This window comes from Streptomyces sp. NPDC104309, from assembly GCF_055584025.1.
The window spans coordinates 256,267-277,618 of record NZ_JBVJMV010000005.1 but is presented as its reverse complement, the minus strand read 5'-3'; the positions used below and the strand labels follow the sequence as shown (position 1 = coordinate 277,618).

General features: G+C 70.1%; 14 protein-coding genes. All 14 read right to left on the bottom strand.

Annotated elements, in window-relative coordinates:
- Window positions 1-22: 22 nt before the first annotated feature.
- On the bottom strand, window positions 23-907 hold the full coding sequence (rfbD, locus tag ACZ68L_RS09725; RefSeq protein WP_469575654.1) for a dTDP-4-dehydrorhamnose reductase: 885 nt from the start codon (window positions 905-907) through the stop codon (window positions 23-25).
- Window positions 904-1,890, bottom strand: a complete 987-nt coding sequence (gene rfbB / locus ACZ68L_RS09720) for a dTDP-glucose 4,6-dehydratase (protein WP_469575652.1) — start codon at window positions 1,888-1,890, stop codon at window positions 904-906. Before rfbB ends, rfbD begins: the two co-directional genes overlap by 4 nt.
- Window positions 1,887-2,957 carry a glucose-1-phosphate thymidylyltransferase gene (locus tag ACZ68L_RS09715; RefSeq protein ID WP_469575649.1) on the bottom strand — a complete coding sequence of 357 codons (1,071 nt, stop codon included), beginning with the start codon at window positions 2,955-2,957 and terminating at the stop codon, window positions 1,887-1,889. The genes rfbB and ACZ68L_RS09715 overlap by 4 nt, the downstream gene beginning before the upstream one ends.
- Before the next feature lie 149 nt (window positions 2,958-3,106).
- Window positions 3,107-4,333 carry a glycosyltransferase family 2 protein gene (locus ACZ68L_RS09710; RefSeq protein ID WP_469575647.1) on the bottom strand — a complete coding sequence of 409 codons (1,227 nt, stop codon included), beginning with the start codon at window positions 4,331-4,333 and terminating at the stop codon, window positions 3,107-3,109.
- Window positions 4,334-4,474: 141 nt separating this feature from the next.
- Entirely contained in the window at window positions 4,475-6,505 is a 2,031-nt protein-coding gene (locus tag ACZ68L_RS09705) for a hypothetical protein (RefSeq protein WP_469575644.1), read from the bottom strand.
- A 147-nt stretch (window positions 6,506-6,652) separates the two neighbouring features.
- Complete coding sequence (locus tag ACZ68L_RS09700; RefSeq protein ID WP_469575642.1) at window positions 6,653-8,152, bottom strand: SDR family NAD(P)-dependent oxidoreductase; 1,500 nt, start codon at window positions 8,150-8,152, stop codon at window positions 6,653-6,655.
- A gap of 548 nt (window positions 8,153-8,700) precedes the next feature.
- The gene (gene obgE / locus ACZ68L_RS09695; protein ID WP_469575640.1) at window positions 8,701-10,137 is read right to left on the bottom strand and encodes a GTPase ObgE; all 1,437 of its coding nucleotides are present in this window, start codon (window positions 10,135-10,137) and stop codon (window positions 8,701-8,703) included.
- Window positions 10,138-10,298: 161 nt separating this feature from the next.
- Complete coding sequence (gene rpmA / locus ACZ68L_RS09690) at window positions 10,299-10,556, bottom strand: 50S ribosomal protein L27 (protein ID WP_018103204.1); 258 nt, start codon at window positions 10,554-10,556, stop codon at window positions 10,299-10,301.
- Window positions 10,557-10,570: 14 nt separating this feature from the next.
- Window positions 10,571-10,891, bottom strand: coding sequence for a 50S ribosomal protein L21 (gene rplU, locus ACZ68L_RS09685; protein ID WP_030921216.1), 321 nt, complete (start codon window positions 10,889-10,891; stop codon window positions 10,571-10,573).
- A 510-nt stretch (window positions 10,892-11,401) separates the two neighbouring features.
- Window positions 11,402-15,409, bottom strand: a complete 4,008-nt coding sequence (locus tag ACZ68L_RS09680) for an Rne/Rng family ribonuclease (protein WP_469575639.1) — start codon at window positions 15,407-15,409, stop codon at window positions 11,402-11,404.
- A 232-nt stretch (window positions 15,410-15,641) separates the two neighbouring features.
- Window positions 15,642-16,424, bottom strand: a complete 783-nt coding sequence (locus ACZ68L_RS09675; RefSeq protein WP_469575637.1) for a TIGR03936 family radical SAM-associated protein — start codon at window positions 16,422-16,424, stop codon at window positions 15,642-15,644.
- Between the two features lie 122 nt (window positions 16,425-16,546).
- Window positions 16,547-17,737 carry a hypothetical protein gene (locus ACZ68L_RS09670; protein WP_469575883.1) on the bottom strand — a complete coding sequence of 397 codons (1,191 nt, stop codon included), beginning with the start codon at window positions 17,735-17,737 and terminating at the stop codon, window positions 16,547-16,549.
- Between the two features lie 89 nt (window positions 17,738-17,826).
- Entirely contained in the window at window positions 17,827-19,752 is a 1,926-nt protein-coding gene (locus tag ACZ68L_RS09665; protein ID WP_469575634.1) for a TIGR03960 family B12-binding radical SAM protein, read from the bottom strand.
- 50 nt (window positions 19,753-19,802) lie between these two features.
- Window positions 19,803-21,329, bottom strand: coding sequence for a CYTH and CHAD domain-containing protein (locus ACZ68L_RS09660; RefSeq protein ID WP_469575633.1), 1,527 nt, complete (start codon window positions 21,327-21,329; stop codon window positions 19,803-19,805).
- Between the last annotated feature and the right edge of the window lie 23 nt (window positions 21,330-21,352).

Genomic DNA, 21,352 nt, shown 5'->3' with positions numbered 1-21,352 from the left:
CGCCAATACGATCATTCGATGATCACGATCTCTGTGCTGTGACAAGTGCCGGAAATGCCTCTTCCAGCGCCGCCCGCCAGTCCCGGATCGATTCGATCCCGGCCGCCGCCCAGCGGTCGTGTCCCAGCACGCTGAAAGCGGGCCGGGCTGCCGGCCGTACGAAGGCCTCACTGGTCGTGGGGCGGACGCGCTCCGGGTCGGTGCCGAGCAGCCGGAAGATCTCCCGGGTGAAGCCGAACCAGGTCGTCTCGCCGCCGCTGGTGCCGTGGTAGACGCCGGCGGGCGCGGTGCCCGCGAGGGCGGCCTGTCCGAGCCGGACCAGCCGGTCGGCCAGATCGACGGTCCAGGTGGGCTGTCCGCGCTGGTCGTCCACCACGTCGAGGGTGTCCTTGACGCCCTCCAGCTTGATCATCGTACGGACGAAGTTTCCCCCGCCCGCGCCGTACAGCCAGGCGGTACGGACCACGTAACCGGTGTCAGGAAGGGTGTCCAGCACGGCCCGCTCTCCGGCCAGTTTGGTGCGGCCGTAGGCGCTGCGCGGTCCGGTGGGGTCGTCCTCGGCGTACGGCTTCTCGCCGTCCCCGGCGAAGACGTAGTCGGTGGAGACCTGGAGGAGGACGGCCCCGTGTTCGAGGCAGGCCGCGGCGAGGACCTCGGGGCCCGTGCCGTTGACCCGCAGCGCGGCGTCCTCCTGGGACTCGGCGTCGTCGACAGCGGTCCAGGCGGCGCAGTTCACCACGACGGCGGGGCGATGCTTCTCGAAGCCGGCGCGCACCGACCCGGGGTCCGCGATGTCCATGGCCGCCCGGTCCGCGGCGACCGCGGTGACGTCCTCACCGGCGAGCCGGGCCAGGACGTCCTGGCCCAGCATCCCGGCGGCTCCGGTGACGAGCCAGACGGCGCTCACAGCGCGGCCCGGCCCTTCAGCGGCTCCCACCAGGAGCGGTTGTCGCGGTACCACCGCACGGTCTCGGCGAGTCCGGTGCGGAAGTCCTTGCGGGGCTCGTAGCCGAGCTCCTCGCGGATCTTGGTGCAGTCGACCGAGTAGCGACGGTCGTGGCCCTTGCGGTCCTCGACGTAGGTGACGCTGGTGTCCCAGTCGGCGCCGCAGGCGTCCAGCAGCAGGCCGGTGAGCTCCTTGTTGGAGAGCTCGGTGCCGCCGCCGATGTTGTACACCTCGCCGGCCCGGCCCTTCGTGCGGACCAGCTCGATGCCCTGGACGTGGTCGTCGATGTGCAGCCAGTCACGGACGTTGGCGCCGTCGCCGTAGAGCGGGACCGTCCTGCCATCCAGCAGGTTCGTGACGAACAGCGGGATGACCTTCTCGGGGAAGTGGTGGTGCCCGTAGTTGTTGGAGCAGCGCGTCACCCGCACATCCAGGCCGTGGGTGCGGTGGTAGGAGAGCGCGATCAGATCGCTGGACGCCTTGGCCGCGGAGTACGGCGAGTTGGGCGCGAGCGGGTCGGTCTCGGGCCAGGAGCCCTCGTCGATGGAGCCGTAGACCTCGTCGGTGGAGATGTGCACGAAGGTCTTGATGCCGGCCAGGTGCGCGGCGTGGATCAGGGTGTGGGTGCCCACGACGTTCGTACGGACGAACTCGGCGCCGCCGTCGATGGAGCGGTCCACGTGGGACTCGGCGGCGAAGTGCACCACCTGGTCGTGCTCGGCCATCAGCTCGGAGACCAGCTCGGGGTCGCAGATGTCGCCCTGTACGAACCTGAAGCCGGGGTGGTCGCGCACCTCGTCGAGGTTGGCCGGGTTGCCCGCGTAGGTGAGCTTGTCGAGGACGGTGACGGCGATCTCGCCGGGGCCCTCGGGGCCGAGCACCGTACGCACGTAGTGCGAGCCGATGAAGCCGGCTCCGCCGGTCACCAGGATGTTGGTGGTCATGAAGAGATCTGCACCTTGCTGTGGTCGCCGAGCACGAGTCGGTGGGCGGACGGGGAACGCGGCGCGGGGGTCACTTCGACGTCATGTCCGATGAGCGACGCCTCCACGCGGCGGACGCCGGCGATGGAGGCGCCCCGCAGGACGATGGAGTACTCGATCTCGCTGTCCTCGATCCGGCAGTCCTCGGAGACCGAGGTGAACGGACCGACGTACGCGCCGCTGATCACCGACCGGGCGCCGATGATCGCGGGCCCGACGATGCGGCTGCCGCTGACCTTGGCCCCCGCCTCGATGCGTACCCGGCCGATGATCTCGCTCTCCTCGTCGACCTCGGCCTCCTCGTGGGACGGCTCGATGGTCTCCAGGACGGTCCGGTTGACCTCCAGCATGTCGGTGACGTTGCCGGTGTCCTTCCAGTAGCCGCGGATCGTGGTGGAGCGGACGTCGCGCTTCTGGTCGATCAGCCACTGGATGGCGTGCGTGATCTCCAGCTCGCCGCGCCAGGAGGGCTCGATCGAGCGGACGGCCTCGTGGACCGCGGGGGTGAAGAGGTAGACGCCGACGAGCGCCAGATCGCTCTTGGGCTCCTTCGGCTTCTCCTCCAGGGCCGCGACCCGGCCGTGGGCGTCGAGTTCCGCGACCCCGAAGGAGGTCGGGTTCGGCACCTGGGTCAGCAGAATCTGCGCATCGGGCCTGTCCGTGCGGAACTCCTCCACCAGGCCGGTGATCCCGCCGACGATGAAGTTGTCACCGAGGTACATGACGAAGTCGTCGTCCCCCAGGAAGTCACGGGCGATCAGCACCGCGTGGGCGAGGCCGAGCGGCTCGTCCTGCGGGATGTACGTGACCGCGATGCCGAGCCGGGAACCGTCGCCGACCGCCTCGCGGATCTCCTGGGCGGTGTCGCCCACGATGATGCCGACCTCGGTGATGCCCGCTTCGGCGATGGCTTCCAGGCCGTAGAACAGCACGGGCTTGTTCGCCACCGGCACCAGTTGCTTGGCCGAGGTGTGGGTGATGGGACGCAGGCGGGTGCCGGCCCCTCCGGACAGTACGAGAGCCTTCACGTGACCAGTCCTCATGGTTTGAGATGTCGGTCTTGTCGCAACTACGACCTGCGGGGCGACTCTACTGAAAACTGCTGCGCGATCCGTCGTGCGTCAACCCCGCGAACGAGAGGCGAACACACGTATGGGTCCGGATGGGGCGGGTCCGGTCAGCCCACGCTCAGCCTCGCCTTCCAGCGTCGTACGTCCCGCCGCATACGCCGGGCGACGCGCCGCGACAGTGACGCCTTGCGGGCCACGACCTCGGGTTTCTCGATGCGCTTGCCGTCGTGCCAGTCGGGCACGGTGACCTCGAAATCGGACTCCGAGAGACCGCTCGAACGGTGCCGGAAGTGCGGATACGCAAGGAAGAGCTTGTCCCCCTTTCGTGAACCGACCACATCCGGAACAGTCTTCTCCCGCAGATACGTCAGTATGTCCACCAGCACGTCGGCCCGGCCCGCCGCGACGGCGGCGAGCCGCAGCCTCTCGGCGACCTTGATCAGGCGCGCCACCTCGTCGTTCCAGTACATGTCCATGAGCGGCGCCGCAAGCTCCATCTTGTGGCGCCGGACCTCCTCCGAGTCCCGGAGGAAGTTGGGGCCGAACTGCTGCAGCGTCCCGACCGTGAAGGGCCGAATCATCAGGAAGTCCCGCTTCGGCCCGGCCGGTTCGAGCCGGTGAATGAGCTCCATCATGGCCCGCATGGAATCGAAGCGCCACACATAGGTACCGCTCTTCGTCACATGCTTTCCGTCGTCGCGGCCGACCAGGTAATAGCAGGTGTAATTGGAGATCACGGAGACTCCGGCGCCCCTCAGATACGCCTCCATAGTGAAGAGCGCGTCCTCACCGGTCTTGAGCCCCTCATCAAATCTCAGACCAATTCGCTCCAGCAGTTCGCGCCGGAAGAGTTTCTGTGCGCTCAGCGTGTAAATGACCTTGGAATTGTATACATTGACCCGCTCCTTGGTCGCTGTCCACATCGACCGGGGTGCCCCACGATTGACCCCGACCACCTTGCCGAGCACCACATCGGTGTGCGCCCGGTCGGCCATGGCGACCATGCGCTCCAGGGCCTCGTCGCCGAAGTAGTCGTCCGCGTCGAGGAAGAACACATAGCGCCCCCTCGCCATACCGAGACCCACATTGCGCGGCCCACTGGGGCCGCCGGAATTCTCCTGCCTGACCACCCTGGTCGGAACCGCGGATCGGGCCGCGAACTCCTCCAAGTACTCACCGGTGCCATCGGTCGAACCGTCATCGACTGCCACGATCTCGATTCGATGGGCCCCGATGGTCTGCGACTCCACCGATTCGAGACAGCGTATGAGATAGGGCATTGCTTCATACGCGCCGACGACCACGGTCACGTCAGGAATTGGTATCTCGTTCACATCAACAGAAGACAGTCGCCCTCGCGCGTTGGTTGCCCGACATCGCACAGCCGAAGAGTGACCCTTATCACAAAAGGCCCGGCACAACCCTTTTGGGCTGTGCCGGGCCTGTTGAATCGTGTAAGCGAATCAGTCGGCTCCTCAGCCGCTCACGGGCTCACCCAGGCTCTGCGCCACCCCGGTGTTACGCGCCTCGGACTTGGCCGCGAGCGCCTTCACGGCCGCGTCGAACTGCATGAGGGACGTGGGCTCGTCCGGGCCGAGGAGGTACTGCTTGAGCTCGCGCCGGTCCTCGGCGAGGGTGTCCGCACCGGGGTCCGTCACCGCGCCGAGCAGGGCATCCAGCTCGACCGCCGAGTTGGAGAGGATCACCGCGGCGCGCACCGCGGTGTTCTGCCGGCGGAACTCGTCCTCGCCCAGCTCCGCCGAGTCGGTGACCGCGTACGGCTTGCCGCTCGCGATGAAGTCCGACACCACGCTGGAGATGTCCGAGACCATGGCGTCCGACTCGTTGAAGCAGTCGTACAGCCGCATCTGGGCACCGGTGATGACCCGGTGCTCCCACCAGCCCCGGGCACGCCAGGACGCGGCGTTCCACTCGTCCTTGAGCCTTGCGGTCTCGGCCTCGCGCGCCGGGTCGGCCAGCGAGTCCCGGGACAGCTCCGCCTCGTCCCGGGCGGTGCGACCGCTGCTGGAGAGTTCGGCCAGCCGCGCCTCGATACGGGCCATCTCGGCCCGCGCCTCGGCCTGCTCGCCCCGCAGCGCGGACGATTCCCGCGCCCAGCGGGGGTCGGTGGCGCGCTCGGCGGCGGCCCGCTCGATCATCTCCGTGATGCGCAGGTGCACCGCCTTGGCCTTGGCGCTGCGGGTACCGGTGAAGGGATGCGGCTTGTAGAGCAGACGGATCGGCTGCTCGGAGTTCAGCAGCCGCTTGACGATGTTCTCGCCGGCCAGCAGCAGCGAGGTGTTACCCGGGTTGTCGTCCCAGCCCTCCCAGGTGGGGGCGTACAGCACGGTCGGAATCGGGTTCCGCGGCGCACCGGACCACGGCTGGATGGCGGCCAGCTGCGGGCGGCCCACCTCGACGATGTCCTCGTCTCGCACGCCGACGTCGGCGAGCGCGTAACGGTCGCGGCCGGCCCGGCCCGCGGTCCACACCTCGTCGTAGGCCTTGCTGTACGGGTTGACGCTGGCGAGCTTGTCGCTGTCGCCGTGACCGATGAAGACGTGCTTGATCGTCGGCACCCGGAGCAGATGGATGTTCTTGCCGACGTTGGCCGCGTAGAGCGCGACCCGTACCGTCGAGAGGTCCAGGTTCATGAGGTGCACACCACCGGGCACGCAGAGCACGGGCACCGATGTGCCGGCGAGCTGCGGGACGATGTTGCGCTCACGCAGGCAGATCAGCGGCCGTCCGCCGAGCTGGGCCATCGTCTCCAGCCACATGTTGACCTGGTAGGCCGAGTCCTTGGAACCGGAGAAGTACAGCATCACGGTCGGCCGGTACTCGGCGAGCCAGTCGCCCACCGCGTTGAGGACCTTGGTCTCCGGCGGTACGAGCCGGCTCGGCCGGACGTACGGCAGGAGCGCCGCCAGATAGCCGACCGCGAGAACGAGCGTGAGGCCCAGGCCGGCATAGGCGATGGCGTACCTGTCGGTCTCGACCGCGACCAGCACCCCCACCATCGAGAAGATGTCCAGGTGCAGCATCTTCTCCGCGGGCCTGCTCATCAGCATCTGCGGCGGCGCATCCCCTATCCGCACCGCCCTGAGGTCGATGTTCCGGGTGACCACCGGAAGCTTGCGACGCAGCCTGATGAGGGTGACCATCGCGCTCTGCGGTGCCTGGAGTCCGTAGAAGGCCAGCAGGCAGGCGACCGTCACGTAGAAGAGTGTCTGCTCGCCGTATCCCATGCGGGAGAGCAGCAGGATGAGCAGCAGCTGACGGACGAGAAAGCGGATCGACAGTCCGGCACGGACCGCGGCGAGCCGGTTGATCAGATAGCTGCCGCAGTGGTGCAGATATCGGTCCGCGAGATAGGTGACCGCGGTCGCCGCGGCAAAGAACCAGAGATTGGGGATTATCGCCGCGAGCATGACGCACGGGAACCCCACAGCCACCAGGAGAGCGGCGGCCAGTTCCGAACCACTGCCCACCCGAGCCAAGCGCATGGCTTTCGAAATCACGAAGTACCGCTTCCGAGGATGCCGACTGATACCTTGCGAGGGAAATGTGAAGCCAGAGCTTCACGAATTCGGACCCCTGCAGTTCGCACACGGCGAACTGCAGGGGTCCGAATAGTCGATTACCAAGAAGTATTACACATCGGCCTGTCGGTCCAGGACAGCGGCCAGTGCCTGCTCGAAGCCCGACGCCTCGGAGGCACCGCGGGTCGGGTCCTGCTGCCGGACGTCGATGACATGGCCGGTCATCTCGGAGAGCAGGACGTCGAGGGAGGTCCTGGCGACCGCCTCGGAGGAGAGCAACGTGCCGGCGGGCTCGTCGCCGAACGCCTTGGTGCGCATCGGGGTGGCGGTGCGCTCCGGGTTCACACAGTTCACCCGTACTCCGTCGCCCGCCCACTCGTCCGAAAGCGCCTGGGTGAGGTTCACCATGGCGGCCTTGGTGGACGAGTAGAGGCTGTACTCCGCGCGGCCCCGGGTGTAGCTGCTGGAGGTGTAGAGCAGCAGCTGGCCCTTGGTCTCCGCGAGGTACTTGTAGGAAGCACGGGCGATCTGCACGGGCGCCAGGTAGTTGACGTTCAGCGCTTCCTGGATGGTCGTGTTGTCCGTCTCGGCCAGCTTGCCGATGCGGAGCACGCCCGCGGTGTTGATCACGTAGTCGATGCGGCCGGTGTCCGCGTACGCCTTGGAGAGCGCGTCGTCGACGTGCTCCGGGTTCTCCACGTGCGTACCGGTGGTGGAGCGGCCCAGGGCGTAGACGGTGGCGCCGTAGGACTCGGCGAGCGTCGCGATGTCCGCGCCGATGCCGTACGAGCCGCCGAAGACGACGAGGGTCTTGCCGGTGAGCAGCTCACGGTAGGCGGCGTCGTCCGTCGGCTGCGGAACGGCCGTGGAGGCCAGCTGGAAGAGCTTGTCCGCGATGAAGACGTCGACCGGCTGGGTGACCTTCATGTTGTACTCGTCGCCCGCGACGACGTAGATCGGCACGTCGGGGAGGTACTTCAGGACGACCGAGCAGTCGTCGGTGGCCTGGAAGTTCGGGTCGCCCGCGGCGACCTCGTAGGCCCGGCGGATCGTGGAGAGCTTGAAGGCCTGCGGCGTCTGGCCCCGGCGCAGCCGGGAGCGGTCGGGCACGTCGGTGATGAACTCGCCGTCGCCGCCGTGGGTGCGGGTCACGATGATCGTGTCCGCGGACGGAATGGCGACGTCCACCGCCTGGTAGCGGCCCAGGGCGTCGACGCAGTCCTTGATGACCCGCTGCGAGAGCAGGGGGCGCACGGCGTCGTGGAACAGGACGTTGCGGTCCTCGCCCTCGGCCAGGCCCTCGCCGAGGGCAGCGATGGCGCGCTCGGTGGTCTCGTTGCGGGTGGAGCCGCCCTCGATCACCTTGGTGACCTTGGTGAGCCCGGCCTTCGCGACGATCTTCTCCACGTCGGGCACATAGCCCGGCGCCATCAGCACGATGACGTCGTCGATGGAGTCGGCCTGCTGGAAGATCGACAGCGTGTGCTCGATGACAGCCTTGCCTGCGATCTTCAGCAGCTGCTTGGGGATCGACAGTCCCACGCGCTGGCCGGTACCGCCGGCGAGCACGACTGCTGTGGTTCGGGCTTTGGCTATGTGCTGAGCAGACACAGACGACCTACCTTGCGAGGGCTGGGAGATACAGCGATGGTTGCACTCTCCGTTACCGTCTCGCAAGGTGGACGTCGGCCGCCGCATGCCCTGTTGAAACCTTGTGGTGCCTTGCGATCAGGGCGAATAACCGAATTGCTCCGTTCCGGCCGGGTGACCGACACCACACGGTTGAGCGGCATGAATCACCCTTGAGCGGGTTCGGCTCCCCCGTTTGCGCGACGTGGAGGGCATGCCGGACCGCCGGACGGGCCGGTGGAGCAGGCCCGTCCGGCGGAGTCGACCGCGGCGGAACAGCCCGGAGAGGGGCTGACGCGACGAGAGAGGCCCCGAGGGCTGTCCCGTCATCCGTGGTGGATCAACTCATCCGTGGTGGATCAGCGCGCGGCGTCGGATGCGGTGCATCGCACGGCGGAGGGACGTCCGCATGCTGGATGTATGCGGACGTCCCGACAACGCGGCGGGGATGGGGCCTCCCCTGTTCGAGCGCAGCCGAGAGCTTGGGGAAGCAGCGGTCGTCGCGCCCGCCAGGGGTTACGGGACAGCCCTTAGAACGGGTTGAAGTCGTCGAACTCGCGCTGGACCTCGTCGCGTTCGGTCTCACGGTCGCGGCGGCGTTGCGCCGCCGGGCGCGGCGCTTCGAGACGGTGGTCCTCGCCACGCCGGCCGAGCATCTCCGCGCCCGCCGCCAGGGTGGGCTCCCAGTCGAAGACGACCGCGTTGTCCTCGGCCCCGATGGCCACACCGTCGCCCGCACGGGCACCGGCCTTCATCAACTCGTCCTCGACACCGAGGCGGTTGAGCCGGTCCGCCAGGTAGCCGACGGCCTCGTCGTTGTTGAAGTCGGTCTGCCGGACCCAGCGTTCCGGCTTCTCGCCGCGCACCCGGTAGAGGCCGTCCTCCTCCTTGGTGACGGTGAAGCCCGCGTCGTCGACGGCCTTCGGGCGGATCACGATACGGGTCGCCACTTCCACGGGCTTGGCCGCACGCGCCTCGGCGATGACCCCGGCGAGCGCGAAGGAGAGCTCCTTCAGTCCGGTACGGGCGACCGCGGACACCTCGAAGACCCGGTAGCCGCGCGCCTCCAGGTCCGGGCGGATCATGTCGGCGAGGTCCTGACCGTCCGGGATGTCGATCTTGTTGAGGACGACGATGCGGGGCCGGTCCTCCAGTCCGCCGTACTGCTTCAGCTCCTCCTCGATCATGTCGAGGTCGGAGACGGGATCACGGTCGGACTCCAGCGTCGCGGTGTCCAGCACGTGCACGAGCACCGAGCAGCGCTCCACGTGCCGCAGGAACTCCAGGCCGAGACCGCGGCCCTGGCTGGCACCGGGGATCAGACCCGGAACGTCGGCGATGGTGTAGACGGTGCTGCCCGCGGTGACCACGCCGAGATTCGGGACGAGGGTCGTGAAGGGGTAGTCGGCGATCTTCGGCCTGGCCGCGGAGAGGACGGAGATCAGCGAGGACTTCCCGGCGCTCGGGTAGCCCACCAGCGCGACATCGGCGACGGTCTTGAGCTCCAGGACGATGTCCCGGGCCTCACCGGGCTCGCCGAGCAGCGCGAAGCCGGGGGCCTTGCGCCGGGCAGAGGCCAGCGCGGCGTTGCCGAGGCCGCCGCGGCCGCCCTGGCCGGCGACGAACGTGGTGCCCTGGCCGACCAGGTCGGCCAGCACGTTGCCGTTCCGGTCGAGCACGACCGTGCCGTCGGGCACCGGCAGGACGAGGTCCTGGCCGTCCTTGCCGGAGCGGTGGTCGCCCGCGCCGGGCTGGCCGTTGGTGGCCTTGCGGTGGGGACTGTGGTGGTAGTCGAGGAGCGTGGTGATGTCCTGGTCGACGACCAGGGTCACATCGCCGCCACGGCCGCCGTTGCCGCCGTCCGGGCCGCCGAGCGGTTTGAACTTCTCACGGTGTACGGAGGCGCAGCCGTGGCCCCCGTTACCCGCGGCGACATGCAGTTCGACGCGGTCCACGAAGGTGGTCATGGTGGGAACCTCCAGTTACATACATGCAGAAATGTCTCACTCGTGCTGTCCCGCATAGGAGAAAGCCGTCTCTCATGGGAGAAACACGCGAAAGGCGGACCCGCTTCCCGTACGGGAAGTGAGGTCCGCCTCCGCAGAAACCGCTCGACGAGCGCCGAAAATCAGCCGGCGATCGGAACGATGTTCACGACCTTGCGGCCACGGTGCGTGCCGAACTCGACCGCACCGGCGGCGAGTGCGAACAGCGTGTCGTCGCCGCCACGGCCGACGCCCGTGCCCGGGTGGAAGTGGGTGCCGCGCTGGCGGACCAGGATCTCACCGGCGTTGACGGCCTGACCGCCGAAGCGCTTCACGCCGAGCCGCTGAGCATTGGAATCGCGCCCGTTCCGGGTGGACGATGCGCCCTTCTTGTGTGCCATGTCTCCTCAGTCCCTTACTTCGCAGCCGCGGGGATACCGGTGACCTTGATCGCCGTGTACTGCTGACGGTGACCCTGGCGACGGCGGTAGCCGGTCTTGTTCTTGTAGCGAAGGATGTCGATCTTCGCGCCCTTGTGGTGGTCCACGACCTCGGCCTGGACCTTGATCCCGGCCAGCACCCACGGGTCGCTGGTCACGGCGTCGCCGTCGACCACGAGCAGGGTCGAGAGCTCGACCGTGTCGCCAACCTGGGCAGTGGAAATCTTGTCAACCTCAACGATGTCACCGACAGCAACCTTGTGCTGGCGGCCACCGCTGCGCACGATGGCGTACACGCGGATCTCTCTCTCGCTCGGAACGGAGCCCCTGAAGCCAGCCGCTCACACGGGCCGGGGCCCGAGGTGATCCGAATGGACGAGCGGCCTCTCACCGATGACGGGAGGGGGTTGCTCAGGGACAGGCGCATACGGAAACACGCCGATGGGCAAGGTTACGGGCCTCCGACCGGAGGGTCAAACCGGGCCCTGTGTCCTACCCCGCGTTCTCCGGCTCATTCCTTCCCGGGCCCATCGGCTGCCCCCGTCCGGCCGCGGAGGACCCACTGACGCCGCCGACGGCCGCCTGACCGGCCGTCGGCGGTGTGGGGGCGCCTCGCAGAGCCCCCAGGCGCCTGAGAGGCCGTACGCCGCGCCGGTGGGCCAGTGGACCGGTGGACGGTCCTGGGCGGTCACCGGGAGCACGACGGCCGGTGGGCCGCACTCTCTGTCGAGGTGCGGCCCACCGGCCGTCGTGTCGTGCCGTACGGCCGCGGAGGAGGTCCCTCCACGGCCGTACCGCGCTGCCGCCTACGCCTCGGTACCGGCCGGGACGGCCTGCGGCGACGGTTCCGCGGCGACCGTCTTCTTCGCCGCCGCCTTCTTGGCCGTCGTCTTCTTCGCGGCGGTCTTCTTGGCAGCCGTCTTCTTGGTGGCTGCCTTCTTGGCGGTGGCCTTCTTGGCCGTCTTGCGCGCCGTCTTCTTGGCCGGGGCCTCAGCCTTGGGGGCCTCCGGGGCTTCCAAGGCTTCGGCGGTCCCGGCCGGCTCGGTGGAGCCGGTCACCACGACGACCTCCGCCGCGTCCGCACCGGCGGGCGAACCCGCGGGGGCGGTGACCTTGCGGGTCACCCGGCGGCGGGCACGCGGCGGGGCGGCCTCGGGGACCACCTCCTCGGGTGCCGCCTCGGGCCCGGGGGCCTCGGCGACCGGGGCCACCTCGACGACCGGGGCCACAGCCGGCACCGGCTCCTCGACCTGCTCGACCTGCTCGACCGGGGCAGGCGAGCCCGCCGGAGCGGTGGCCTTACGGGTCGCACGACGGCGCGTACGGCCCTGAGGGGCCTCGGCCGCCGGCTCGGGCTCCACCACCGGTTCCGGCTCCACGGCCTCCACCACCGGCTCCGGCTCGACGACCGGGGCAGGGGCTGCGGCCTTCGGGGCGCCGGCCGGAGCCGATGCCTTACGGGTCGCACGGCGCCTGCCACGGCCACGCGAAGCGGCTGCCTCGGCCTCGGCCGGGCTGCTGTACAGCTCCTCGTCCGGGACGAACTCCGGCTCGGGCAGTGCCACCGGGGCGGCCACCTCCGCGGCCACCTCGGCCTCGGTCTCGCCCTCCGCGATGTGCTCGTGGTCCTGCTCGACGATCTGCTCGTGCTCGTGGCCCACGCCGCCCCGGCCGCGCTTCTTGGAACGCTTGCCGTTGCCGCCGCCACCGACCGTGGTCGGCTGCTCCATGTGCACGATCACGCCGCGCCCGTTGCAGTGGACACAGGTCTCGGAGAAGGACTCCAGCAGACCCTGGCCCACCCGCTTGCGGGTCATCTGGACCAGGCCCAGCGAGGTGACCTCGGCGACCTGGTGCTTCGTACGGTCGCGTCCCAGGCACTCCAGCAGACGGCGCAGCACCAGGTCCCGGTTGGACTCCAGCACCATGTCGATGAAGTCGACGACGACGATGCCACCGAGGTCGCGCAGCCGCAGCTGGCGCACGATCTCCTCGGCCGCCTCCAGGTTGTTCTTGGTGACGGTCTCTTCGAGGTTGCCGCCCTGACCGGTGAACTTGCCGGTGTTGACGTCGACGACGACCATCGCCTCGGTCTTGTCGATCACCAGCGAACCGCCGCTCGGCAGGTAGACCTTCCGGTCCAGCGCCTTCATCAGCTGCTCGTCGATCCGGTACGTCGCGAAGATGTCGACCTCGGAGGTCCATCGCGACAGACGGTCCGTCAGGTCGGGCGCCACGTGCGAGACGTAGCCGTGGATGGTCTCCCACGCGTCGTCGCCGCTGACGATGACCTTGGAGAAGTCCTCGTTGAAGATGTCGCGGACGACCCGGACGGTCATGTCCGGCTCGCCGTAGAGCAGCGTCGGCGCGTTGGAGCTGCCGGTGCTCTTGGACTTCTTCTGGATGTCCTCCCACTGCTGCTGAAGCCGCTCGACATCGCGGCGCAGCTCGTCCTCGCTCGCACCCTCAGCCGCGGTACGGACGATGACGCCCGCGTCCTCGGGAACGATCTTCTTCAGGATGGTCTTCAGCCGGGCCCGCTCGGTGTCGGGCAGCTTGCGGCTGATACCGGTCATCGAGCCCTCGGGCACATAGACCAGGTAACGGCCGGGCAGCGAGACCTGGCTGGTCAGGCGGGCGCCCTTGTGGCCGATCGGGTCCTTGGTCACCTGGACGAGGACGGACTGGCCGGACTTGAGCGCTGTCTCGATACGACGCGGCCCGTGGGCCATGCCGAGCGCCTCGAAGTTCACCTCACCGGCGTACAGGACGGCGTTGCGGCCCTTGCCGATGTCGACGAAGGCGGCCTCCATGGACGGCAGTACGTTCTGCACCTTGCCCAGGTAGACGTTGCCGACGTAGCTGGTGGCCTGCTCCTTGTTGACGTAGTGCTCGACGAGCACGTTGTCCTCAAGGACACCGATCTGGGTGCGCTCGCCGTTCTGGCGGACGACCATGACCCGCTCCACGGCCTCGCGGCGGGCCAGGAACTCGGCCTCGGTGATGATCGGGACGCGGCGACGACCCTGCTCACGGCCCTCGCGGCGGCGCTGCTTCTTCGCCTCCATACGGGTCGAGCCCTTGATGGACTGGACCTCGTCGAAGCCGGTGCCGGCCTCCCGCTCTTCCTTCCTGCGGGGCTCGCGGACCTTGACGACCGTACGCTCCGGGTCGTCCGCACCGGTCTCGGCGTCGGACGCGACGTCACCGCTGCGACGACGACGGCGACGACGACGTCGGCTGCTGCTGGATCCGGCGGCGGACGCCTCGTGCTCCTCGTCCTCCTCCTCCTCGGACTCCTGAGCGCGCTCCTGATCGTCCTCGGAATAGTCGGCGGCGGTCTCGTCACCGTGCTGCTCGGCGCCCTCGTCGCCCTCGTTCATCTCGCCACGACGGCGGCGACGACCACCTCGACGGCGACGACGCGAGGGCCGGTCCCCGTACTCGTCCGTCTCCTCGCCCTCGCCCTCGTGCTCGGCTTCGCTCTCGGGCTCGGGCTCGTCCTCGGCATGCTCCTCCGCCGCGGGAGCGGCGGCCGGCTCGGGCTCGGCGGCCTCACCGCGACGGCGGCGACGGCGGCGCGAACCCGCCTGCGGCGCGGCCTCGGCGGCCGGGGCCTCGGTCGTGGCGGTCGGCTCCTCGACCGTCTCGGGCTCTTCCTCGATCTCTTCGCGACGCGAAGCGGCAGCGGCGGCGGCCGCCGTCTCCGGAGTCTGGAACATCGGCTCGGCGAAGACCGGTGCCTGGAACACAGCCACGGCGGGGCGCGTCGCACCACGGCTCTTGCGTACGGGCTCCTCGACCTTGCCGGTGAACTCGGGCCGGCCGGCGGCTGCGGTGGCCCGGCGGCGCTGGCGACCGCGCGGTGCGGTGTCCTCGGCCTCGGTGGGCTCGACGGTCTCGGTCGGCTCGACGACCTCAGCGGTCTCGGCGACCGGCTCCTCGGCCTCGACAATCGTCTCGGCGGCCTGCGGCGCACCCGCCGGAGCGGTCGCCTTGCGAACCGCACGACGACGCGCACGCGCGGGCGGCGCCTCCACGACCTCGGCCTCCGCCTCGGCCTCGGCCTCGGCCTCGACAACCGGCTCGGGCTCGACCACGGCCTCGGCGGCCTGCGGCGCACCCGCCGGAGCGGATGCCCTGCGCCGGGTGCGGCCGCGCGGCGCGGCGGGCTCGGGCTCGGCGACCACGGCCGACTCGGGCTCGGCACTCACCACGGCCGTGGCTTCCTCGACGATCTCGACGGGCTCGGCGGCCGTCGGCGCACCTGCCGGAGCGGTCGCCTTGCGGACCGCACGACGACGCGCACGCGCGGGCGGCGCCTCCACGACCTCGGCCTCCGCCTCGGCCTCGACAACGGGCTCGGGCTCGACCACGGCCTCGGCGGCCTGCGGCGCACCCGCCGGAGCGGTCGCCTTGCGAACCGCACGACGACGCGCACGCGCGGGCGCCGCCTCCACGACCTCGGCCTCGGCGGCGGCTACGGGCTCGGCGGCGGGCTCCACGATCTCCACGGCCTCGGCGGCCTGCGGCGCACCCGCCGGAGCGGTCGCCTTGCGAACCGCACGACGACGCGTACGCGCGGGCGGTGCGGCCTCCGCCTCCGGGGTACTCCCGGCTTCGCCAACGGTGCTGTCGGACACTGCGGCGTCAACGGCCGGTATGGCCGGCGCGGCGGCACCCTGGGCATCCGCCACCGGCGGGCCTGCCGGGCGGGACGCGGCGCGGCGCCTGCGGCGCGGCGGCAGCTTGTCGCCAGGTGCGTTGTTCTCTTCGTCGTTCCCGGTCGTACCGGGTTCGTTGGGCTGGGGCATGCGGGCGGTTCTCCCGTCAGGCTCCCGGGCGCCGCGTCTGGTTCCGGTCCGGCACGGTCCGCGTGATGTACGCGGGACCGCCGTCCGGGGCGCGGGCGCCGCACGGGAGCTCAATGTCTGGCTCGCCGGTTCCGTACGCTCCGTGCGTACGGCCTGGCGAAAGTCTTATGGGTCATCGCGCGGCCCGGCCCAGGTGGCTCCCGAGTCGGAGGGCTGCGCTGCAACGACCGCCTTACGCGGAACCTGCACCTTCCGGCGCCGTCGCGACGGCGGTCCCGGCGGCCGTGTGTGGAGCGGCCGGGGCTGCCTCGCGGTCGGGCGCGAGCGGGTCGGTCACCGTGCCGGACTCCTCGTCGAAGAGCCCCTGCGCCAGCCTGGTCACCGCTGCGGGGACCGGCGGCGCCAGGTCGGCCACAACGCGGAGACCGGACAGGACGTCGTCAGGTCGCACGGCAGGTGTCACGTGCCGAACAACCAGCCGCAGTATCGCACAGGGCCTGTCCTCGGGCCTATCAGCCTGTGGATCAAGGGCCTGCAGGTCGACCACGGCGGCACGGGCGTCGAAGGTCCGCATGCCGTTCTTCGCACGGCGCTGGACCTCGACGGTCTCAGCGGCGTTGAAGGCGGCCACGGCCTTGTCGGCCTCCTCGGCGGTGACTCCGTCGAGACGCAGCTCCCAGACGGAGGCGGTCAGCCGCTCGGCGAGGCCCGAGGTGCGGGCCTCCACGGCGTCGGTGACGTCGAGACCGTCCGGCAGCGAGGCGTTGAGCAGCTCGCGCAGGACGCCCGGATCCCGGACCTCGGTGAGGGCGATCTCCAGGAACTCGGCCTCACTGCCCGTGCCGGTGGGGGCGGCATTGGCGTACGACACCTTCGGGTGCGGGGTGAAGCCGGCCGAGTAGGCCATGGGCACCTGGGAGCGGCGCAGTGCCCGCTCGAAGGCACGCTGGAAGTCACGGTGGCTGGTGAACCGGAGGCGGCCGCGCTTGGTGTAGCGCAGTCGGATGCGCTGCACCGCCGGTGCGGGCGGCGGGCCTTCGGGCTGTCGCTTGCCCAGTGGTTCTTCTCCTCGGTGCGGGGCGGACGCGCTGGCACGCCGCCCACGAGATGCGGGTGGCCCGGGGTGTCCGGTCCGGCTCACCCCCGCTCGGCGTTCTTCTCTCCGAGCGAGGAGATCTCTGGTCCGGGCGCCGCGCAGGGCACAGTCCTTGTACTACCCAGAGTACGCGCAAGGGGGCTTCCCGGTTCCCGGGGCTCGGGCGCCCGCGGCCCGCCGACCAGCGCCCGCCAGGCGTCACGACGCGCCTGGGCCACCGTCTCGCGTGCCGAGCGCAGCGCCGCCCGGACCGCGCGTCCCGTCCCGACCGCGGCCCGCCTGGCGGGAGCCAGGACGGCGTCACGTACGAAATGTCCCACCGGCGTGCACACCGTGCGCCAGGCCCAGGCGACCGGCGCCCCGACGAGATGCCATGCCAGCCAGGCGACGGCCCTGCCGACGGCCCGCGAGATGAAGCCCGCGATGCGCCAGGCGACACCGAACGCGGCAGCGATCTCCCGGCCGACCGGGGCAAGTACCCGCCGGTACAGCCATCCGAGCGGTGCGACGAGCAGCGTCAGAACCAGCCACACCACCGCTGCCCACAGCCCGCTCCCCACCGCCGTGATTCCGCGCGCCATCCGTTCGAGCAGCCAGGTGACGGCGTGGCCGAGCGGGGTGAGCAGTTGCCGGTACGTCCAGGCCGACGGCCGTACGAGCAGGTGTTCCACCAGCCATGTGGCGGCGAGCGCGAGGGGCGTCAGGACGTACCGCCACAGGCCGACGACCGGCCAGACCAACAGGGCGGTGAGCACCCGGCCGACCGCGACGCCGATCCCCCGCCCGGCCGGGACGAGCAACTCCCGGTACACCCGGCGCAGCCCGTGGCCGATCGGGGTGAGCACCGCCTCGTACAGCCACACCGCCGGCACCACGAGCCCGTAGCGCACCACCGGCACCAGCGCGTACCGCCAGAGCGCGACCCATGGCCAGATGAGGAGCGCCGCGGCCAGCCACCGCAGCGCATGGCCGAGCGGGGTGAGCACCGTCTCGTACAGCCACACCGCGGGGATCAGCACCACGGTCCGGAACAACCGGGACAGGGCCCGGCCCAGGGGGCGCAGCAGAAGGCGGTCGGCGGCGCGGGCGCCCACGACCAGGGCGTCCCAGACCAACCGCACGGGCAGGACGATCACCAGCACCACGATCCGTACCGGGATCCTGATCAGCGTCGTCAGACAGCCCTCTGCGGCTTCGTACCGCGCGGGGGCCTGGTGCTTGTCGTACTCCATGCCGAACATGACGCGAAGGCCCGGACCGGGGTTTCCCGGTCCGGGCCTTCGTCACCGAGCCGTCACCCGGACGGACTCACCCGAGGCCGCTACTTCACGACCGACAACGGCAGCAGCTTCTTGCCGGTCGGACCGATCTGGATGCTGGTGTCCATCTGCGGGCAGACGCCGCAGTCGAAGCACGGGGTCCAGCGGCAGTCCTCGACCTCGGTCTCGTCGAGCGAGTCCTGCCAGTCCTCCCAGAGCCAGTCCTTGTCGAGGCCGGAGTCCAGGTGGTCCCAGGGCAGGACCTCCTCGTAGGTCCGCTCGCGGGTGGTGTACCAGTCGACGTCCACGCCGTACTCGGGCAGCGTCTTCTCGGCGGCGGTCATCCAGCGGTCGTAGCTGAAGTGCTCGCGCCAGCCGTCGAAGCGGCCGCCGGACTCGTAGACCGCGCGGATGACGGAGCCGACACGGCGGTCGCCGCGCGAGAGCAGGCCCTCGACGATGCCGGGCTTGCCGTCGTGGTAGCGGAAGCCGATGGAGCGGCCGTACTTCTTGTCGCCGCGGATCTTGTCGCGGAGCTTGGCCAGCCGCGCGTCGGTCTCTTCGGCGCCGAGCTGCGGGGCCCACTGGAACGGCGTGTGCGGCTTGGGCACGAAGCCGCCGATGGAGACGGTGCAGCGGATGTCGTTCTGGCCGGAGACCTCACGGCCCTTGGCGATCACGTTGACCGCCATGTCACCGATCTGGAGGACATCCTCGTCGGTCTCGGTGGGCAGACCGCACATGAAGTACAGCTTCACCTGACGCCAGCCGTTGCCGTACGCGGTGGCGACGGTGCGGATGAGGTCCTCTTCCGAGACCATCTTGTTGATGACCTTGCGCATGCGCTCGGAGCCGCCCTCGGGGGCGAAGGTGAGACCGGAGCGACGGCCGTTGCGGGTCAGCTCGTTGGCCAGGTCCACATTGAACGCGTCGACGCGGGTGGAGGGCAGCGAGAGGCCGATCTTGTCCTCGGTGTACCGGTCGGCGAGGCCCTTGGCGATCTCGCCGATCTCGGTGTGGTCCGCGGAGGAGAGCGAGAGCAGTCCGACCTCCTCGAAGCCGGTCGCCTTGAGACCCTTCTCGACCATCTCGCCGATGCCGGTGATGCTTCGCTCCCGCACGGGGCGCGTGATCATGCCGGCCTGGCAGAAACGGCAGCCGCGGGTGCAGCCGCGGAAGATCTCGACGGACATCCGCTCGTGGACGGTCTCGGCGAGGGGCACGAGGGGCTGCTTCGGGTAGGGCCACTCGTCGAGGTCCATCACCGTGTGCTTGGACACCCGCCACGGCACGCCCGACTTGTTGGGCACGACACGGCCGATGCGCCCGTCCGGGAGGTACTCGACGTCGTAGAAGCCCGGGACGTAGACGCCGCCGGTCTTCGCGAGGCGGAAGAGCACCTCTTCACGACCGCCGGGGCGGCCCTCGGCCTTCCAGGCGCGGATGATCTCGGTGATCTCCAGGACGGCCTGCTCGCCGTCGCCGATGACCGCGCAGTCGATGAACTCCGCGATGGGCTCGGGGTTGAACGCGGCGTGGCCGCCGGCCAGCACGATCGGGTCGTCGACGGTGCGGTCCCTGGCGTCCAGCGGAATGCCCGCGAGATCCAGGGCGGTGAGCATGTTGGTGTAGCCGAGCTCGGTGGAGAAGCTCAGTCCGAAGACGTCGAACGCCTTGACCGGGCGGTGGCTGTCCACGGTGAACTGCGGGACCCGGTGCTCGCGCATCAGCTCTTCGAGGTCCGGCCACACGCTGTAGGTGCGCTCGGCGAGGACGCCCTGGCGCTCGTTGAGCACCTCGTAGAGGATCATGACGCCCTGGTTGGGGAGTCCGACCTCGTACGCGTCCGGGTACATCAGCGCCCAGCGGACATCGCATTCGTCCCACGGCTTGACGGTGGAGTTCAGCTCACCGCCGACGTACTGGATGGGCTTCTGCACATGCGGGAGCAGAGCTTCGAGCTGTGGGAAGACCGAATCGACAGACATCGCGAACTTTCGAGAGCCGGCAAGGGTGACCATCCAGCGTACCCCGGCGCTCAGCCTCCCAGCGCCGCCCGCACCTGCGGCCGGGACGCCCGCTCCCAGACATCCGGCAGCTCCCGCTCACCGGCGGCGGCGGCCGCCTCCTCGCGCCCGTACAGCAGTCCCCAGGTGAACGCGGACTCCCCTGCCGCGTGTGCCTGCGCGGCCAGGGTGCGCAGGGCGTCGCGGGCCACCACGCTGTCCTGGTGGTCGCCCAGGAGGGTCTGCACGGCCTTCATCCGTTTGGTGAACCGCTTGGCGGGCTTCCCGAGCGCGGGCCGGGCCGCCTCCGCCGCGTAACGGGCGCGCTTGGCGGCCTTGCGGGCGTCGTGCAGGGCGAGATCGCGGTCGTGACCGGGCGGGAGCTCCAGGGCGCGGCCGACGCGGCTCGCGAGGCGCGCGTACTCCTTCAGCACGGCGCGGGCCAGTGCCCGCTCGGGGGCGCGGGACGCGGCGGGCAGCAGCGGCGGGGCGGCGAGCAGGGCGTCGAGGCGTTCCAGGAGTGCCAGGTACCGCTTCCCGTCGAGCACGGCGACGGTCCGGTGCCGGGAGCCGCCCCGGTGGGCGACCGACCAGATCCGCAGACGGCTGTGGACGGGCCCGAGGACCAGGGTGCGGGGCAGAGCGTCGAGGCAGGCGCGCAGGCGGGCGTCGAGAACCTCCTGGTCGCGGTCGATGCCGAGCTCGGCGGCCAGCCACTTCAGCTCGTCGCCGACCGGGTCGGTGACGCTCCGGTCGAGGATCCTGCGGTACGTCCGCAGGGCGCTGCGGAGCCTGCGGGTGGCGACCCGCATCTGATGCACGGAGTCGGGGAGCTCACGGCGTACGGCGGGGTCGAGGGCGACGATCGCCTCGGCCTGCCGGTGGATGTACGCGAGGACGTGGTCGCCCGCGGTGCGTCGTGGGGTGGTGCCGCCGGCCTCCTTCCTCCGGTTCGGTTCCGGCGCGGTCTCGGCGAGCGCCCTGGCCAGCTTGGACGGCAGTGCGGACGGGCGGACGCCGGCTCTGCGCAGCCGTCGTTCGACGGCGTCCAGGAGGGCCGGGTCTCCGTCGTCGGCGAGTTCCACCTCGATCTCGGTCCAGGCGGCCGTGCCGTCGCCGCCCGTCAGCCGTTCGGCCCGCACGGTGTCGAGGGCGACCTCGGCAAGCGGCGCGCCTTCGGCGTCGACCAGGTGGTGGACGTCACGGGCGGTGCGCAGCCGGACGACGGGGGCGAGCTCGCTCCCCCGGAGCCGGGACCGGAGCAGCCCGGCGAAGGAGCGCGGCAGGGTGTCGGAGAGCGGTTCCCGGAGCTCGTCCCGGATACCGGAGGCGACGGGGAACTTGAGGTGCCAGCCGGCGTCGCTCCCCCCGGTGCGGCGGCGCAGGGTGAGGGAGCCGGCCGCCAGCCGCAGGTCCTCGGTGTCGTAGTAGACGGCGTCCAGCTCTCTGACGCCCCGGTGGACGACGGCCGAGACACCGGCCACCCGGCTCAGATCGGGGAGCCGGGTCTCCGCGGTGGCTTCGTACTTCCGCTCGATCTCACGCTTCGAGTCCGCCATGAACCGAATCTAGACGTGTTGTC

Coding starts and splice junctions, on each gene's coding strand:
- rfbB (WP_469575652.1), bottom strand. CDS start 1,890: ATGACCACCAACATCCTGGTGACCGGCGGAGCCGGCTTCATCGGCTCG.
- ACZ68L_RS09705 (WP_469575644.1), bottom strand. CDS start 6,505: ATGCGCTTGGCTCGGGTGGGCAGTGGTTCGGAACTGGCCGCCGCTCTC.
- obgE (WP_469575640.1), bottom strand. CDS start 10,137: ATGACCACCTTCGTGGACCGCGTCGAACTGCATGTCGCCGCGGGTAAC.
- rpmA (WP_018103204.1), bottom strand. CDS start 10,556: ATGGCACACAAGAAGGGCGCATCGTCCACCCGGAACGGGCGCGATTCC.
- ACZ68L_RS09680 (WP_469575639.1), bottom strand. CDS start 15,409: ATGCCCCAGCCCAACGAACCCGGTACGACCGGGAACGACGAAGAGAAC.
- ACZ68L_RS09670 (WP_469575883.1), bottom strand. CDS start 17,737: ATGGAGTACGACAAGCACCAGGCCCCCGCGCGGTACGAAGCCGCAGAG.
- ACZ68L_RS09665 (WP_469575634.1), bottom strand. CDS start 19,752: ATGTCTGTCGATTCGGTCTTCCCACAGCTCGAAGCTCTGCTCCCGCAT.
- ACZ68L_RS09660 (WP_469575633.1), bottom strand. CDS start 21,329: ATGGCGGACTCGAAGCGTGAGATCGAGCGGAAGTACGAAGCCACCGCG.